This window comes from Pseudoxanthomonas sp., from assembly GCF_051953815.1.
Lineage (GTDB): Bacteria > Pseudomonadota > Gammaproteobacteria > Xanthomonadales > Xanthomonadaceae > Pseudoxanthomonas_A.
In genome coordinates, this window is record NZ_JBQCIJ010000051.1 from 97758 (window position 1) to 113779 (window position 16022).

Genomic DNA, 16022 nt, shown 5'->3' on the forward strand with positions numbered 1-16022 from the left:
TTCCCGGGAATCGGCGATGAAGCCGAGGGAGTTCAGCCGTTGCTGCCGCTGACCCGCGCAACCGCGTCGTGCGGATGCAGGCTCTCGAAATGGGCGACGGTGGCGTCGAAACGGGCCACGTGCGCGTCCCGGGACAGCGCGGCGGCGACCCGGCGCGCGGCGTCCTCGCAGAACATCAGGTTTTCCGCGTTCAGGCGGGCGAAGGCCTGTTCGTCGACGCGCTTGACCGCGGTCTGCACCGGCGTGCCCAGGGCCGCCTCGATCGCATCGATCAACGCCACCAGCGGCAGCTCGTCGAACTGCGGACGCAGTTCCACCCGCACGCTGGCCCGGCTGCGCTGGGCGTGCGGCGTGGCCGCCAGCCCGCGTTCGGAAGCCAACCAGTCGCGGACCACGCCGACCGACAGCGGATGCGCGGCGGCGAAATCGTCGGCGAAGCGTTCCGCGTTGGCCTGGCGCGACAGCGCCGCCGACGCCGGACAGGTACTGGAATATTCCACCGAGAAGGACAGCGCCAGTTGCAGATGACCGTCCACCAGGGTGGCGTCGATTTCGACCGGGTAACGCTTCCAGCCGGCATGTTCGCTTTCCAGCGCGCGCCGGCGCAGCAACGCGTCATAGCGCAGGCGGATGCGTGCGCGGTCCGCCAGTCCCTGCTGGGACGCCACGCCTTCCTGCAACAGGTGGCGCAGGCCGGCCGGGGTGATGGCTTCGCGCGACAGGCCATCCTGCAGGTGCAGGTACAGGCGCGACATGTGGATGCCGCGCGCATCCGGGTTGGTCAGGTTGACGAACACGTCGATGGTGGCCGGCACCTGCAGTTGCCCGCCCTCGCCATCGGTGATGCGCACCGGCAGGGCGATGCCTTCCATGCCCACCCAATCCAGTGGGCGCGCCAGCGGCACGCTCTGGTGGGCGACATCGGGGAGATCGGCGCGCGGCGCCACGGGGGGGACGGAAGCCATGTCGATGCGGGGGAGTCGAGACGGGGAAACAACGGGCGGGCATTGTACCCCCTGCCCCGAATCGCCAGATGAAACAGTCCGTTACGGCGGATCGAAGCGTCTATCGAAGCGATGGAGCATGTCCATCGGCGCCTCCGCCCGGGCCTGGCTCAGCCGCCGCGCGCGGCGCTCCAGGCGGTCAACAGCAGGCGCAGCCGCGACGGCAGCGCGGTGGCCTCGCCCGCCCCGGCGAACCGGCGCAGGCGCGCGCGGGCGAACGCGTCGACGATGCGGCGCTCGCGCGCCGCGCCGGACATCGGCGGCCAACGCCGTGCCAGCGTCCGCGCCCAGCCGCGCAGGCGGTTGCGGTCGTCCTCGCCACGGACGTCGCGCGGCACGGCCGCGCTCGCGGATTCGGCCAGCCGCGTCGCCAGGGTCTGCGCGACCACCGCCGTCGCATCCGGCGCGCGTCCCAGGACGACCGCTTCCACCGCCGCGACCGCCTCGCCGTAAGCGCGCAGGCCGGCGAACGCGGCCTCGCCGTCGGCGGACGCATCGCGGGCCGCGCTCAATTCCGGCAAGGCATCGGCCAGCGCGGCCCACGGCGCCGGCAACGGCTCCAATCGACGACCGAGCGGATGACGCGAGCGGCGTTGGGACCAGCCGCGCAGTTCCTCGCCCCACCACGCCAGCTTGGCGTCGGCCGGCAACGGATCGCCGGCGATGTTGAGGATGTCGTCGAATTCCTGCAGCAGCGAGAACCAGGCCTCGGCCAGCGCGCGCCGCTCCGGCGCGACGAAGATCTCGGCCACCTGCCATTCCGGCCAGCGTTGGCGCCATTTGTCCAGGAAACTGTCGAGCGCGGAGGAATCGGACACGGCGGGCGGCTACCGGAAATCAGGAAGGCGGTTCAGATGAGACGGATCAGGTCAGGCCGCGTCGACGGCCAGCGGCCAGGCGTCGGGCGTCGCCAGTTCCCCGGGCTCGTCGCACATGCGCTCGGCCTGCCAGCTCTCCGGATCGTCGCCGTCGAGGCGATAGCCCCACAGCGCGGCGATCGACGGCATGCCGGCCGCGCGCGCGGCGACGATGTCGCGTTCGTCGTCGCCGACGTAGACGCACTCGGCACAGCTCACGCCCAGGCGCTCGGCGGCCACTTGCAACGGCAGCGGATGCGGCTTGCGTTCGGCCAGGGTGTCGCCCCCGATCAACACCGCGCAGCGCGTCTGCCAGCCTTCGGCCGGCAGCACATCGCGGGCCAGGTACTCGGGCTTGTTGGTGACGATGCCCCAGCGCGTGCCGGCGGCTTCCAGCGCGGCCAGCATCGCCTCCACGCCGTCGAAGGGACGGCTGTGGCGACCCAGCTCCTCCTGGTAGATCACCAGGAACTCCGGCACCAGCGCGTCGCGCGCGGCGACATCCAGATCGGGAAACGCCGCGCCCACCATAGCCCGCGATCCCTTGGACACATGGGGACGCAGATCGGCCAGGGTCACCGGCGCGCGCCCGCGCGCGGCGAGCATGCGATTGGCGGTGGCGACGAAATCCGGCGCGCTGTCCAGCAGCGTGCCGTCGAGATCGAACAGCGCCACCCGCGGAAAGCCGCCTCCGGTCGCGGGGAGATCCGGGTTCATGAGGCTCATGCCGCCTTCACCGCGCAGGCCAGGTAGTTGACGTCGGTGCGGCGCGCCAGCCGGGCGCGCTGCCGCCAGGGCTCATAGGCCAGGCCGCTGACGTCCTCCAGTTGGAGATGGGATTGGCGCAGCCAGGCGGCCAGTTCGGACGGCTTGATGAAGTCCTGGTAGTGGTGAGTGCCGGTGGGCAGCAGGCGGGCGACGTACTCGGCGCCGACGATCGCCAGCGCGAACGCGGCCGGGGTGCGGTTGAGCGTGGACAGGAACAGCCGGCCGCCGGGTTTCAGCAGGCGCGCGCAGGCCTCGATGATCGCAGCGGGATCCGGCACATGCTCCAGCATTTCCATGCAGGTGATCACATCGAAACCGCCGGGACGTTCCTCGGCCAGCGACTCGACCGAACGCAGCTGGTAATCGACCTGCGCCCCGGATTCGAGCCTGTGCAGGCGCGCCACCTTGATCAGTTCCGGCGCCAGATCGATCGCGGTGACCTGCGCGCCGGCCTTCGCCAGCGCCTCGCTGAGCAGGCCGCCGCCGCAGCCGACGTCCAGCGCCTGCACGCCGGCCAGCGATACGCGCTGGCGCACGTAGTCCAAGCGGACCGGATTGAGCGCATGCAGCGCCTTCTGCGGTCCCTGCTCGTCCCACCAGCGGTTGGCGAGCGCGCCGAACTTGTCGAGTTCGGCCTGATCGAAGTTGTCGCCGGAAGGCGCGGAGGAAGCGGTGGAGGTCATGGGGTCACCTCGGCAGGTGCCGTTGGCCGCATCGGATGCGGACGCCGGCGGGAGAACAATCATCATCCGCCATGCAGCGTGCGGATGCGCTCGCGCCATTGGCGCGCGTTGGCGATCAGGGCGGCCGTGTCCATGTCGACCAGTTCACGCTGCGCCAGCCGCGGCTGGCCGGCGATCCAGACGTCGCTGACCTGGTGGCGGCCGGTGGCGTAGATGAGCTGGGAGACCACGTGGTGCAGCGGCTGGGTTTCCAGCGCGCCCAGGTCCACGCAGATCAGATCGGCCTGCTTGCCCGGTTCGATCGAACCGATGCGATCGCCATAACCCAGCGCGCGCGCGCCGCCCAGGGTGGCGGCATGCAGCGCGGTCGCCGCATCCAGCGCGGTCGCGTCGTTCGCCACCGCCTTGGCCAGCTGCGCGGCGGTGCGGGTCTCGCTGAACATGTCCAGATCGTTGTTGCTGGCGCAGCCGTCGGTGCCGATGGCGAGGTTTACCCCGGCGCGCTGCAGTGCGCAGGCCGGACAGAATCCGGACGCCAGCTTGAGATTGGATTCCGGGCAATGCACCACCGACACGCCGCGCTCGGCGCACAGGTGGATTTCCGCCTCGGTCAGCTGGGTCATGTGCACCGCGATCAGGCGATCGTTGACCAGGCCCAGGCGATCCAGGCGCGCCAGCGGACGCTGCCCGTACTGCTTCAGCGAGTCGGCGATTTCCTGCGCGGTCTCGTGGGTGTGCAGGTGAACCGGCACGTCGAGCTGATCCGACAGCATGCGCACCCGCTCGAAGTTGGCGTCGCTCACCGTATACGGCGCATGCGGCGCGAACGCGGTGTCCACCAGCGGATCGCCGCGCCACTGGTCATGGACCTCGCCGGCGCGCTCGAAGTACTCATCGCTGGTTTTCGCCCAGGCGGTCGGGAAGTCGATCACCGGCAGGCCCACCCGCGCGCGGAAGCCGTGGCGCTTGTACACCGCGGCCTGCACGTCGGGGAAGAAATAGTTCTCGTTGGCGCAGGTGGTGCCGCCGCGCAGCATCTCGGCGATCGCCAGGGTGGTGCCGTCGGCCACGAACTCCGGACCGATCACCGCCGCTTCCACCGGCCAGATATGGTTCTGCAGCCATTCCATCAGCGGCAGATCGTCGGCGATGCCGCGCAGCAGCGTCATCGGATTGTGGGTATGCGCGTTGACCAGGCCCGGCAGCAGCGCCGCGTCGGGCCGGGCGACCGTCCTGGCGGGAGCGAAACGCCGGCGGGCCTCGGCAACCGGCAGGATCGCGAGAATCACGCCGCCCTTCACCGCGACCGCATGGTCTTCCAGCACCACGCCGTGCGGCACCACCGGAATGACGAAACCGGCTTCGATGAGGAGATCGCAGGCTTCGGGCTGGGTGTCGTGGGTCATGCGTCCTCGTATCCGTCATTCCGCTGGGAGCCGGAATCCGACCGGACGTTCCGGCTTCGGGTTTCCGGTCGGAGGCGGTTCGGTTCGCGTGGTGCGCTCACCTCGCCGCCGCCGGGGTATCTCGTCGTCCTGGCCCAGGCCAGGACCCGTTTTGACGTTGCGGGTGGTCCGGGCTTCAACAGCAGGCACGACCGCAAAAGCAAAATGGATCCCGGCCTTCGCCGGGATGATGCAACGGCAGGGGCGCCCGCGCGCGGGCGCGCCGTCGCGTCACTTCACGCGGCTGACGTAGTCGCCGGTGCGGGTGTCGACCTTGATGGTTTCGTCCTGGCCGACGAACAGCGGCACGCGTACGACCGCGCCGGTTTCCAGGGTGGCCGGCTTGCCGCCGCCGCCCGAGGTGTCGCCGCGGACGCCCGGATCGGTCTCGACGATCTTCAGTTCGACGAAGTTCGGCGGGGTGACCTGGATCGGGGTGCCGTTGAACAGGGTCACCACGCACTCTTCCTCGCCCTTCAGCCACTTCTCCGCGCCGGCCATGCCGGCCTTGTCGGCCTGGACCTGCTCGAAGGTTTCCTGCTGCATGAAGTGCCAGTACTCGCCATCCGAGTACAGGTACTGCATGTCGGTATCCACCACGTCGGCGGCCTCGACCGAGTCGGTGCTCTTCATGGTGATTTCCTGCACGCGGCCGGTGCGGATCTGGCGGTACTTCACGCGGGTGAACGCCTGGCCCTTGCCCGGCTTGACGTACTCGGTATCGGTGATGATGGAAGGCTCGTTGTTGACCAGGATCTTCATCCCGTTCTTGACGTCGTTCATGCCGTAACTGGCCATGGAGTACTCCTTGGGGTAAGACAAACCCGCCGCTGGATACGGCTGGCCGGATAGAATGGGGAACCCGCCGGGACCGGCGGGCGTTTTGTTTTCAGACCCGCCTATGATAACCGCAGCCCCCTCCCCCATGCAGCCCGCCCCCCTCGCCCGCCCGCGCTGGCAGGAGGCCTGGCGCGACGCCGTGCGCGACCCGCGCGAGCTGCTGGCGATGCTCGGGCTGGAAACCCTCGCGGCGCGGATTTCGGACGCGGCGGCGGAGCAGTTCCCGCTGCGGGTCCCGCGCGGCTTCGTCGCCCGCATGGTCCCGGGCGATGCGGACGACCCCCTGCTGCGGCAGGTGCTGCCGCTGGACGATGAAATGCGGCCGGTGCCGGGCTTCGGCCTGGACGCGGTCGGCGACGCGGCCGCCCGCACCGCCACCGGCGTGCTGCAGAAGTACCGTGGCCGCGCCCTGCTGGTGGCCACCGGCAGTTGCGCGGTGCACTGCCGCTACTGCTTCCGCCGGCATTTTCCCTACGCCGAGGAAACCGCCGCCCGCGATGGCTGGCGGGAAGCGCTGGAGGCCATCCGGGCCGATGCCGGGGTCGAGGAGGTCCTGCTTTCCGGCGGCGACCCGCTGTCGCTGGCCACGCCCAAGCTGGCCGAACTGACCGCCGCGCTCGCCGGCATTCCGCATGTCCGGCGCCTGCGCATCCACAGCCGCCTGCCGGTGGTCCTGCCGGAACGGGTCGACGATGGACTGGTGCGCTGGTTGGCCGGCCTGCCCTGGCCGGTGGCCTTCGTCATCCACGCCAACCACGCCAACGAGTTCGACGCCGAGGTCGATGCCGCGCTGGGCCGCCTGCGCGGCGCCGGCGCGCAACTGCTCAACCAGGCGGTGCTGCTGCGGGGCGTCAACGACAGCGTGGAGGCGCTGGCCGCGCTGGGCGAGCGCAGCTTCGCCGCCGGGGTGCTGCCGTACTACCTGCACCAGTTGGACCGGGTGGCCGGCGTGGCCCATTTCGAGGTGCCCGACGAGCAGGCGCTGGCCCTGCACGCCCAACTGCGCGCGCGGCTGTCCGGCTACCTGGTGCCCCGGCTGGTCCGCGAGGTCCCGGGCGACACCGGCAAGCGGCCCCTCTGAAATCCATCGCCGCCGCGGCCTCGGCGCGCCTTTTTGCGACGCCCGCATTGGACGCTTCCGGCCCCTTCGTGTATTAAACGCCCTCCCAAGGCGGAACCGCTGCATGCAGATCGGCAAAGACTCCACCCTTCGTTTGATGATCGTCGATGACAGCGGCGAGGACGCCGAGGCGATCGTCAGTACGCTGCGGAACGGAGGCATCGCCGTGCGGCCGCTGCGGCCGCTGGACGCCGACGAACTGGCGCAGATGGTCGCCTCGCAGCCGATGGATTTGGTCCTGGCCGCCCGCTCGGCGCGCGGCATTCCGCTGTCGGGCGTCCTGTCCACGGTCGACGCCAGCGGCAAGGACATTCCGGTCATCGTGCTGGCCGACGCCATCACCGAGGCCGACTGGCTGAGCGATCAGGCCAGCGGCGCGCGCGGCGTGGTCCTGCGCGGACGCGCCGAACACCTGCTCCACGTCCTGCGCAGCGAATGGTCGGATCTGGAGACGCGCCGCGCGGTCCGCCGCCTGGACGTGCAGCTGCGCGAGTTCGAGCGCCGCTGCGACGCGCTGATTTCGTCCTCGCGCGATCCGATCGCCTACATCCACGAAGGCATGCACATCCGCGCCAACGAGGCGTACCTGGAGATGCTGGGCTTCGAATCCTTCGACGAGGTCGAAGGCCTGTCGCTGCTGGATCTGGTCGCGCCCCAGTACGTCAACGATTTCAAGCAACTGCTCAAGAGCCTCAGCAAGGGCGAGGCGCCGCCGCCGCGTTTCGAACTGGAAGCGCGCAGCCTGGACGGTGATCAGTTCCCGGCCACGCTCGAATTCGCCACCGCCACCTACGAGGGCGAGCCCTGCGTGCAGGTGGTGTTCCGCCGCCGCGAGGAGTTCGATCCCGAACTGGCGCGAGAGGTCGAGGATCTGCGCCAGCGCGACGTGGTCACCAGCCTGCTCAACCGCCCGACCTTCCTGCAGGCGCTGGAGGAGGCGGTCAGCCAGGTCGCGCGCGGCGAGCATTACTCGCTGTTGCTGCTGGAACCGGATCACTACCAGCGCCTGCTGCAGGACATCGGTATCGATTCCGCCGACGCGCTGATCGCCGCGATGGCCAAGCGCCTGGCCGAACAACTGGACAGCAGCGCCACCGCCGCCCGCTTCGGCGAGCGCACCTTCGCGGTGCTGCTCAAGGGCAACCACGCGCGCACCTCGGCCGTGGCCGAAACCCTGCGCGCGGCGTTCGCCTCGCACGTGTTCAACGCCGGCGAGCGCTCCACCTCGGTCACCGCCAGCGTCGGCGGCGTTCAGATCGGCGAGAAGATCGCCAGCATCGGCCTGGTCCTCACCCGCGCCACCGACAGTCTGCAGACCGCCACCAGCCTGGGCGGCAACCGCATCGAGATCTTCGATCCGGGCGCGGTCGATCGCGCCGAGGAAGAGCGCGTGCAGAACTGGATCGCGCGCCTGCGGGATGCGCTGGCCAACGATCACTTCCTGCTGCATTACCAGCCGGTGGTCAGCCTGCAAGGCGAGGCCGGCGAAGTCTACGAGGCCCTGTTGCGGCTGGATTCCAACGGTGAAACGGTGCTGCCGCCGGCCTTCATGGGCATCGCCGAGGAACACGGCCTGCTCGACGCCATCGACCGCTGGGTGGTCAACCGGGCCATCGAGGTGCTGGGCGAACGCCGTCGCAACGGCTACCTGACCCGGCTGCTGGTCAAGGTCAGCCCCAGCTCGTTCGGCGACGAACGCCTGCTCCAGCTCATCGCCAAACAACTGGCCGCGCACGACGTGCCGGGCGACTGCCTGTGGCTGGAAGCCTCCGAGGCCAAAGTCTTCACCCATCTGCGCCAGGCCCAGGCCTTCCAGGCCGGGGCGTCGAAGCTGGGCTGCAAGGTCGGCCTGGAACATTTCGGCGCCGGCCTGGATTCGTTCCAGCTGCTGGCCCATTTCCAGCCGGCATTCCTGAAGATCGACCGCGTCTTCAGCCAGGACCTGGCGAAGACACCGGAGCACCAGCTGAAGATCCGGGAGATTGCCGAGCGCGCGCAGTCGCAGGGCATCCTGACCATCGCCGATCACGTGGCCGACGCGGCGACGATGAGTTTCCTGTTCACGGCGATGGTGAATTACGTCGAGGGCGAGTTCCTGGCGCCGCCGGGGCCGCAGATGAATTACGACTTCTCGTAGTCCGGCGAGGCAGCTTCGCTCCCTCGCCATGCCGGCTCATTGAAGTCCGCCGAGGCGGCGACGGCCCCCTGCCATTTGCTGCTCTTGTCATCCCACGCGCGCGGTCCCCATCGCGGACCATCTGCCGTTTCCATATCGGCCCATCACTTCCTCCCATCGCGATTCGGATCCTTCCTGGATCCGCGCTGCCGTCCTCGATGCACGTCCATCACGCGCTGATCCGTCCATGACTCCGCTCACCCACGTGGGCGATTGTCAAAGTTAGTCGATCACGTCGATGAGCCGCGCCAGAATCGAGCGGCATCCGACATCACACATCCCGATTTCTCCACCGGATGCCATCAACCATTGGAAACAGACATGGCCATCCGCAAATCCGCGATCTTGCTCGCCTCGCTGGGCGTACTTTCCCTGACTGCCTGCGGCGGCAAGACCGATCCGAGCCGGCGCAATTTCGCCGCCGCGATGAATCAGTATCTCGCCGCCAAGGGCGATCTCTGTATCGGTGCCCGGCGCTGGCCGGTGGAGGTATCGGACATGGACATCAAACTCGGCGAAAGCCTTGCGTACGGCATCGCGCCGCAGATGGCGGCGCTGGAGGCCGCGGGGCTCGCAACCAGCAAGCATGCCGAAGCCGACATCATGGGCAAGCCAACGGCCGGCAAGGCTGCCCGCAGGCAATACATGCTCACCGAGCGCGCCAAACCGTTTGAAAAGCCAAGTTCTCCGGATACGGCGGCGTCCCCGTCCAAGATTGACCTTTGCTGGGGCAGGAAGGCGTTGGACAAGGTGGTCAAATGGGAAGGTCCCATGAAACTGGGCGACTACCAGGAAGTCGGCGTCACCTACACGTACAAGATCAATGACGTCGCCGACTGGGCCAAGGCTCCGGGAATCCAGGCCGCCTTCCCGCAGATCAAGCGCGCGCTGGACGGTGCCGGGAAAGACGAATCCCGGCACGCGCTCAAGCTGACCAGCGAGGGCTGGGAAGCCAAGGGCCTGAACTCTTCCTTCTTCTGAACTGGACGGGACAGCCTGGTCCGCCGGCGCCGAAGGGAGTGACTCTACCGCCGCCGTGGCGTTTCTGCTTGGGCGCTAGCGCGTGGGTTTGTTATCGGTTCTCGCTGATGGTGCGCTCGCCGCGGGGCCCTACTTTCTTTGCTTGTGCAAAGAAAATAGGCAAAGAAACACACCCCTGGCGGCGTGCCCTGCGCTTCGCTCCGGGTCCGCAATCGAGCCGGGAATTTTCGGAAGGGGCATCCTGCCCCTGCCGAAAACGGCGCACGTCCATGTGCGCCGCCCTGCGGGTTTACCCGACCCGCTTGCCACGCCTTAACGGGGGCCCGAGAAGCCAGAGCAACAACAAAGGCCAAGGCAGCAATCGGGAGGTCGGCTTCTGCTCTTGGGGCCCCATCCGCAGCGGTGGCGCCGGTGGGCAAACCCGAAGGGCGCTGCACAGGGATGTGCAGCGTTTTGGGTCGGCACACGGATGTGCCGTCCCAAAATTTCCGCCGGCGACACGGACCCCAGCCGCAACGCGGCTGGGGCGCGAGGACCGGGGTGTGTTTCTTTTGGTTACTTTTCTTTGCACAAGCAAAGAAAAGTGACGCCCCGCGGCAAGCGCACCATCAGCGACAACCGATAGTAATAGCGCGCGTCAGCGCCAGAAAAAGGCGATGGCCTTTGCTCTTGCTTCCAGCCTCCACCCACAGCGGTGTCGCCGGTGGGCAAACCCGAAGGGCGCTGCACAGGGATGTGCAGCGTTTTGGGCCGGCACACGGATGTGCCGTCCCCAAATCCCCATCGGCGACACGAACCCCAACGGCACAGCTGTTGGGGTGCGAGGACCGGGGTGTGCTTCTTTGATTCTTTCTTTGCACAAGCAAAGAGGCGCTCCTCAACAGCCGGAGGCTGGTCAAGTAGGGCCCCGCGACGAACGCGCCATCGATGGGCACCGACAACAACCCACCGCGCCAGCGCCCAAAGCAGAGAAGAGCGAGTCCCGCCCCCGACACAACGCGTGTCTCCAAAAAGAAACCCGCCTCGCGGCGGGTTTCCAGACTCAAAATCGACAGAGCGGGCTTCAGGCAAACGTCCCCTGCGCCGCCCGCAGCGCGGCAATCCGCTCCTCCAGCGGCGGATGGCTCAGGAACAACCGCTTCATGCCCTGACCGATGCCACCGGCGATACCGAACGCCTCCACCTGCGCCGGCAGCGTGCTCGGCGCATGCTGCGCGTTCAGCCGCTCCAGCGCCGCGATCATCTTGTTGCGGCCTACCAGGTTCGCGCCACCCGCGTCGGCGCGGAACTCGCGGCGGCGCGAGAACCACATCGCGATCATCGTGGCGAACAGGCCGAACACCACTTCCAGCACCATCACGATGATGTAGTAACCAAAACCGCGGCCCTCGCCTTCGCGATTGCCCGACAGGAAGCTGTCGACGATGCCCCCGACCACGCGCGCCAGCACGATCACGAAGGTGTTCAGCACACCCTGCAGCAGCGCCATCGTCACCATGTCGCCGTTGGCGACGTGGCTGACCTCGTGGCCCAGCACGGCTTCGGCCTCGTCGCGGTTCATCGCCCGCAACAGGCCGGTGGATACCGCCACCAGCGCGTTGTTGCGATTGGCGCCGGTCGCGAAGGCGTTGATTTCCGGCGCGTCGTAGATCGCCACCTGCGGCATGCCGATGCCGGCGCCCTGCGCCTGGCGCTGGACGGTCGCCAGCAGCCACCGCTCGGCTTCATTGCGCGGCTGTTCGATCACCTGCGCGCCGGTCGCGCGCAATGCCATGGTCTTGGACAGCAGCAGCGAGATCAGCGAACCACCGAAACCGAAGATGGCCGCCATCACCAGCAGACCGGACATCTGGTTCGGATTGACCCCGAGTATCGACATGACAATGCCCGCCAGGACGAGCACGGCCAGGTTGGTGGCGAGGAACAGGGCGATACGGCTGAACACGGGAAACTCCGCAAGGATTCAATGTGAAATGTTGAGCGAATCTGCGGTCGTGCCGGGTTGAATTCAAGCGCGTAACTGACCGACGATTCAGCTTTGCAGGCGCCTCCCTCCGCATGTCCACCGCCCCCGATTCCGCCACCGCTGCCGCCGCACCCGCCTACCGGGGACGCTTCGCGCCCTCGCCCACCGGTCCGCTGCATTTCGGATCGCTGCTGGCGGCGTTCGGCAGCTGGCTGCTGGCGCGCCACGCCGGCGGCGAATGGTGGATCCGGGTGGAAGATCTGGATCCGCCGCGCGAGATCGCCGGCGCCGCCGACCGGCAACTGGCCACGCTGGCCGCGTTCGGACTGGTCTCCGACGGACCCGTGGTGCGACAGAGCGAACGCGGCGGGCACTACCAGGCCGCGCTGGACGACCTGCTGGCACGAGGCCAGGCATTCTTCTGCCATTGCAGCCGCAGCGAACTCGCCGCCACCGGTGGCATCCACCACCGCTGCGTCGCCAGCGAAAGGCGCGCGCATCCGGCGGTCCGGCTGCGGGTGGCCCCCGGCACGGTGATCGGTTTCGAGGATGGCCTGCAGGGCCGGTTCGTGCAGGATGTCCACGCCGAGGCCGGCGACGTGGTGCTGCGCCGGGCCGACGGTTACTGGGCCTATCAGCTGGCGGTGGTGGTCGACGATGCCGCCCAGGGCTTCACCGACATCGTCCGCGGCGCGGACCTGCTGGATTCCACGCCCCGGCAGATCCATCTGCAGCACGCGCTGGGCCTGCCCACGCCCCGCTACCTGCATCTGCCCCTGATCGTGGACGCCGAAGGCCACAAGCTGTCCAAGTCGATGGCTGCGCTGCCGGTCGATGCCGATGATCCGCTGCCGCCGCTGCGAGCGGCCTGGGCAGCGCTCGGGCAGTCCGCGGACCGTCTTCCGGACGCTGGCGGGGTGCCGGCATTGCTGCGCGCCGCGGCCGCGGGCTTCGCGCCGGAACGGCTGCCCCGGCTGGCGCGGATGACGTTCGCTGCGGCGCACAACACGCCCGCCGCGGACGCTGTCTAGAATCCGGGGGAACCGCCTTTTGCGGGCGGTCCCCACAGGAGAAGCCCCACATGAGTTCTCGCGTCGCGCTGGTCACCGGCGGCACCGGCGGCATCGGAACCGCCATCTGCAAGAAGTTGGCCGACATGGGCCATCGCGTAGCCACCAATTACCGCAACGAGGAAAAAGCCAGGGCCTGGCAGGAACAGATGAAGGCCGCCGGCTACGACATCGCCATCTTCCCCGGCGACGTCACTTCCGCCGAGGAAGCCGAAATCCTCGTGCGCAAGGTCGAGGCCGAACTCGGCCCGATCGAGATCCTGATCAACAACGCCGGCATCACCCGCGACACCACCTTCCATCGCATGAGCGCGTTGCAGTGGAACGAGGTCATCAACACCAACCTCAATTCGGTGTTCAACATGACCCGCCCGGTGATCGAGGGCATGCGCGACCGCAAATGGGGCCGCATCATCCAGATCAGTTCGATCAACGGCCTCAAGGGCCAGTACGGCCAGGCCAACTACGCCGCCGCCAAGGCCGGCATGCACGGCTTCACCATTTCGCTGGCGCGCGAGAACGCCAAGCTCGGCATCACCGTCAACACGGTGTCGCCCGGCTACGTCGCCACCGACATGGTGATGGCGGTGCCGGAGGAAGTGCGCGCCAAGATCGCCGCCGACATCCCGACCGGCCGCCTGGGCAACCCGGACGAAATCGCCTACGCGGTGGCCTTCCTGGTGGCCGACGAGGCGGGCTGGATCACCGGTTCCAACCTGGACATCAACGGCGGCCACCACATGGGCTGGTAGTCCGTTCCACACCGGTGCGGATGGAAAAATGCTGCGGGTTCGCCCCGCAGCATTTTTTTGTCCGGCCCGCGTTCCTGAACAGGGCACCCCTGACCTGCGGCCTGTTGCAAGGGCTGCTGCGCTGCGTCATGCTGCGCCACACTGCGTTTTAGAGTGATTGCTTCATGGCTGCGATCCGCATCATCAAGAAGTACCCGAACCGCCGTCTCTACGACACCGAGATTTCCAGTTACATCACCATCGAGGACGTCCGCCAGCTGATTGTCGACGGCGAGGACTTCGAGGTCCGCGACGCCAAGACCGGCGATGACCTGACCCGTACCGTCCTGCTGCAGATCATCAGCGAGCAGGAGCAGGACGGCGAGCCGGTGCTCTCCACCCAGTTGCTGAGCCAGATCATCCGTTTCTACGGCGATTCGCTGCAGGGCTTCATGGGCAACTACCTGGAGCGCAGCATGCAGATCTTCATGGAGCAGCAGCAGCAGTTCCGCAGCCAGATGGGCAATCTGCTGGGGCAGACGCCCTGGACCATGATGAACCAGCTGACCGAGCGCAACCTGGAACTTTGGCAGGAATTCCAGCGCAATCTCAGCGGCGGCGGCCTGGGCCGTCCGGCCACCGCGAAGCCGAAGGATCCGCCCCGCGAGACGCCGAAGACCCGCGCCCGCTGATCCTTGTTTCCGAGATGAAGCCCGCGCTCCATGGCGCGGGCTTTTTCATGTCATCCCCTTTTTCCAGGAATATCCCATGAGCAAGCGCGTCGCGGTCGTCACCGGCGGCATCGGCGGTCTGGGCACCGCCATCTGCAAGCATCTGGCCGGCGCCGGCCACACCGTGATCGCGGCCGATCTGCCCGCCGACGAGACGCGCCGGGCCGCCTTCGCCCAGGCCACGCAGGGCCTGGACGCGCATTTCATGCCGCTGGATGTCAGCGACTTCTCCGCCTGCGGCGCGTTCGTGCGCAACGTGCAGGACGCGCACGGCGCCCTGGACATCCTGGTCAACAACGCCGGCATCACCCGCGACGCCACCCTGCGCAAGATGGACGAGTCGCAATGGGAAGCGGTGATCGACGTCAACCTGGGCAGCGTATTCAATCTGTCGCGCCACGCCATCGACGGCATGCAGGCGCGTGGCTTCGGCCGGGTCATCAACATCAGTTCGGTCAGTGGCCAGACCGGCAACTTCGGCCAGACCAACTACGCCGCCGCCAAGGCCGGCCTGCACGGCTTCACCATGTCGCTGGCGCGCGAGGTCGCGGCCAAGGGCATCACCGTCAACAGCGTGTCGCCCGGCTACATCGAAACGCCGATGACCCGCGCGATGCCGCCCGAAGTCCGCGATCGCACCGTCGCCTCGGTGCCGGTGGGACGGATCGGCGCGCCCGACGACATCGCGCGCGCGGTGGCGTTCCTGGCCGACGAAGCCTCCGGTTACATCACCGGCGCCAACCTGCCGGTCAACGGCGGCCTCTTCATGAGCTTCTGATCCGCGGCTATCCTGAGCGTTCCGCAGTCCCCCCGCACAATCAAGGAAACCGGATGAAACTCACTCCTCCCACCTTCGGCGTCTGGCTCATCGCGCTGCTGCTCGGCGCCGGCGGCATCGCCGCGCGATTCGGGTATATCCCGGTGCTGGCGCCGCATGCGTTCTGGCTGGTGGTGGGGGGATTCGGGTTGCTGGTGGCGGCGACGATTTTCAGCAAGCTATGACGTGGAGCGGAGCTTGCTCCGCTGCCATTGCGCTTTGCCCCTGCCCTTGCGCTGTTAGGCGCTGACGCGCGTCATTCCTATCGGTATCACCGATGGCGCGCTCGCCGCGGGGCGTCCCTTGACCAGCCTCCTGCTGTTGAGAAGCGCTTCTTTGCTTGTGCAAAGAAAGGAACCAAAGAAACACACCCCTGGCGGCGTGCCCTGCGCGCTGCGCGCGCAGGGTCCGCAATCGGACCGGGAATTTTCGGAAGGGGCATCCTGCCCCTGTCGAAAACGGCGCACGTCCTTGTGCGCCGCCCTTCGGGTTTTACCCGGCCCGCTTGCCACGCCTGAACGGGGACCCGAAAGGCAAAAGCCACAACAACAGCAGGGCAAAAGTTCGCGGCTGGAGGCCGCTCCTTCCGAAGCTGGTCTACTGGCTTTGGCCTTTGGCTTTTGCTCTATGGGGCCCCATCCGCAGCGGTGGCGCCGGTGGGTAAACCCGAAGGGCGCCGCGCACGACGCGCGGCGTTTTGGGTCGGCACAGGGATGTGCCGTCCCAAAATTCCCGCCGGCGACACGGACCCCGGCCGCGCAGCGGCTGGGGCGCGAGGACCGGGGGGTGCTTTCTTTGGTTCCTTTCTTTGCACAAGCAAAGAAGCGCTTCTC

15 protein-coding genes are annotated in these 16022 nt (G+C 67.8%); 8 read left to right on the forward strand and 7 right to left on the reverse strand.

Translation table 11 applies throughout. The features are described from left to right. Positions 1-32 precede the first annotated feature (32 nt). The 6 genes from folE2 to efp all read right to left on the reverse strand — a co-directional run bounded on the left by folE2 (position 33) and on the right by efp (position 5555). Positions 33-965, reverse strand: a complete 933-nt coding sequence (gene folE2, locus ACTHN1_RS16455) for a GTP cyclohydrolase FolE2 (protein WP_440472017.1) — start codon at positions 963-965, stop codon at positions 33-35. Positions 966-1114: 149 nt separating this feature from the next. After that, positions 1115-1822: a phytoene/squalene synthase family protein gene (locus ACTHN1_RS16460; protein ID WP_440472018.1), complete on the reverse strand. Its 708-nt coding sequence runs from the start codon at positions 1820-1822 to the stop codon at positions 1115-1117. A gap of 51 nt (positions 1823-1873) precedes the next feature. Next, the gene (locus ACTHN1_RS16465; protein WP_440472032.1) at positions 1874-2578 is read right to left on the reverse strand and encodes a phosphoglycolate phosphatase; all 705 of its coding nucleotides are present in this window, start codon (positions 2576-2578) and stop codon (positions 1874-1876) included. A 5-nt stretch (positions 2579-2583) separates the two neighbouring features. Continuing rightward, positions 2584-3312, reverse strand: a complete 729-nt coding sequence (ubiG, locus tag ACTHN1_RS16470; RefSeq protein ID WP_440472019.1) for a bifunctional 2-polyprenyl-6-hydroxyphenol methylase/3-demethylubiquinol 3-O-methyltransferase UbiG — start codon at positions 3310-3312, stop codon at positions 2584-2586. Between the two features lie 62 nt (positions 3313-3374). Further along, positions 3375-4718 (reverse strand): TRZ/ATZ family hydrolase, encoded by a 1344-nt coding sequence (locus tag ACTHN1_RS16475; protein ID WP_440472020.1) that lies wholly within the window; start codon positions 4716-4718, stop codon positions 3375-3377. A 270-nt stretch (positions 4719-4988) separates the two neighbouring features. After that, on the reverse strand, positions 4989-5555 hold the full coding sequence (efp, locus tag ACTHN1_RS16480; RefSeq protein ID WP_440472021.1) for an elongation factor P: 567 nt from the start codon (positions 5553-5555) through the stop codon (positions 4989-4991). Between the two features lie 103 nt (positions 5556-5658). Between efp and epmB the strand changes: the two genes are divergently transcribed. The 3 genes from epmB to ACTHN1_RS16495 all read left to right on the forward strand — a co-directional run bounded on the left by epmB (position 5659) and on the right by ACTHN1_RS16495 (position 9874). After that, positions 5659-6678 (forward strand): EF-P beta-lysylation protein EpmB, encoded by a 1020-nt coding sequence (epmB, locus tag ACTHN1_RS16485; protein ID WP_440472022.1) that lies wholly within the window; start codon positions 5659-5661, stop codon positions 6676-6678. A 103-nt stretch (positions 6679-6781) separates the two neighbouring features. After that, complete coding sequence (locus tag ACTHN1_RS16490) at positions 6782-8854, forward strand: EAL domain-containing protein (protein ID WP_440472023.1); 2073 nt, start codon at positions 6782-6784, stop codon at positions 8852-8854. Positions 8855-9214: 360 nt separating this feature from the next. Further along, positions 9215-9874 carry a hypothetical protein gene (locus ACTHN1_RS16495; RefSeq protein WP_440472024.1) on the forward strand — a complete coding sequence of 220 codons (660 nt, stop codon included), beginning with the start codon at positions 9215-9217 and terminating at the stop codon, positions 9872-9874. 1063 nt (positions 9875-10937) lie between these two features. Here the strand turns inward: ACTHN1_RS16495 and htpX are convergent. Beyond that, a complete protein-coding gene (gene htpX, locus ACTHN1_RS16500) occupies positions 10938-11819 on the reverse strand; it encodes a protease HtpX (RefSeq protein WP_440472025.1) in 882 nt (293 codons plus the stop codon). Positions 11820-11932: 113 nt separating this feature from the next. Between htpX and gluQRS the strand changes: the two genes are divergently transcribed. From gluQRS to ACTHN1_RS16525, 5 genes are all read left to right on the forward strand, one after another. Beyond that, positions 11933-12871 carry a tRNA glutamyl-Q(34) synthetase GluQRS gene (gene gluQRS, locus ACTHN1_RS16505; RefSeq protein ID WP_440472026.1) on the forward strand — a complete coding sequence of 313 codons (939 nt, stop codon included), beginning with the start codon at positions 11933-11935 and terminating at the stop codon, positions 12869-12871. Between the two features lie 50 nt (positions 12872-12921). After that, positions 12922-13662 carry a beta-ketoacyl-ACP reductase gene (locus ACTHN1_RS16510; RefSeq protein WP_440472027.1) on the forward strand — a complete coding sequence of 247 codons (741 nt, stop codon included), beginning with the start codon at positions 12922-12924 and terminating at the stop codon, positions 13660-13662. Positions 13663-13826: 164 nt separating this feature from the next. Next, positions 13827-14333 carry a polyhydroxyalkanoate synthesis repressor PhaR gene (gene phaR / locus ACTHN1_RS16515; RefSeq protein ID WP_440472028.1) on the forward strand — a complete coding sequence of 169 codons (507 nt, stop codon included), beginning with the start codon at positions 13827-13829 and terminating at the stop codon, positions 14331-14333. Between the two features lie 76 nt (positions 14334-14409). Next, entirely contained in the window at positions 14410-15150 is a 741-nt protein-coding gene (gene phbB, locus ACTHN1_RS16520; protein ID WP_440472029.1) for an acetoacetyl-CoA reductase, read from the forward strand. A 53-nt stretch (positions 15151-15203) separates the two neighbouring features. Next, entirely contained in the window at positions 15204-15374 is a 171-nt protein-coding gene (locus ACTHN1_RS16525) for a hypothetical protein (RefSeq protein ID WP_440472030.1), read from the forward strand. The last annotated feature ends 648 nt before the right edge of the window (positions 15375-16022 follow it).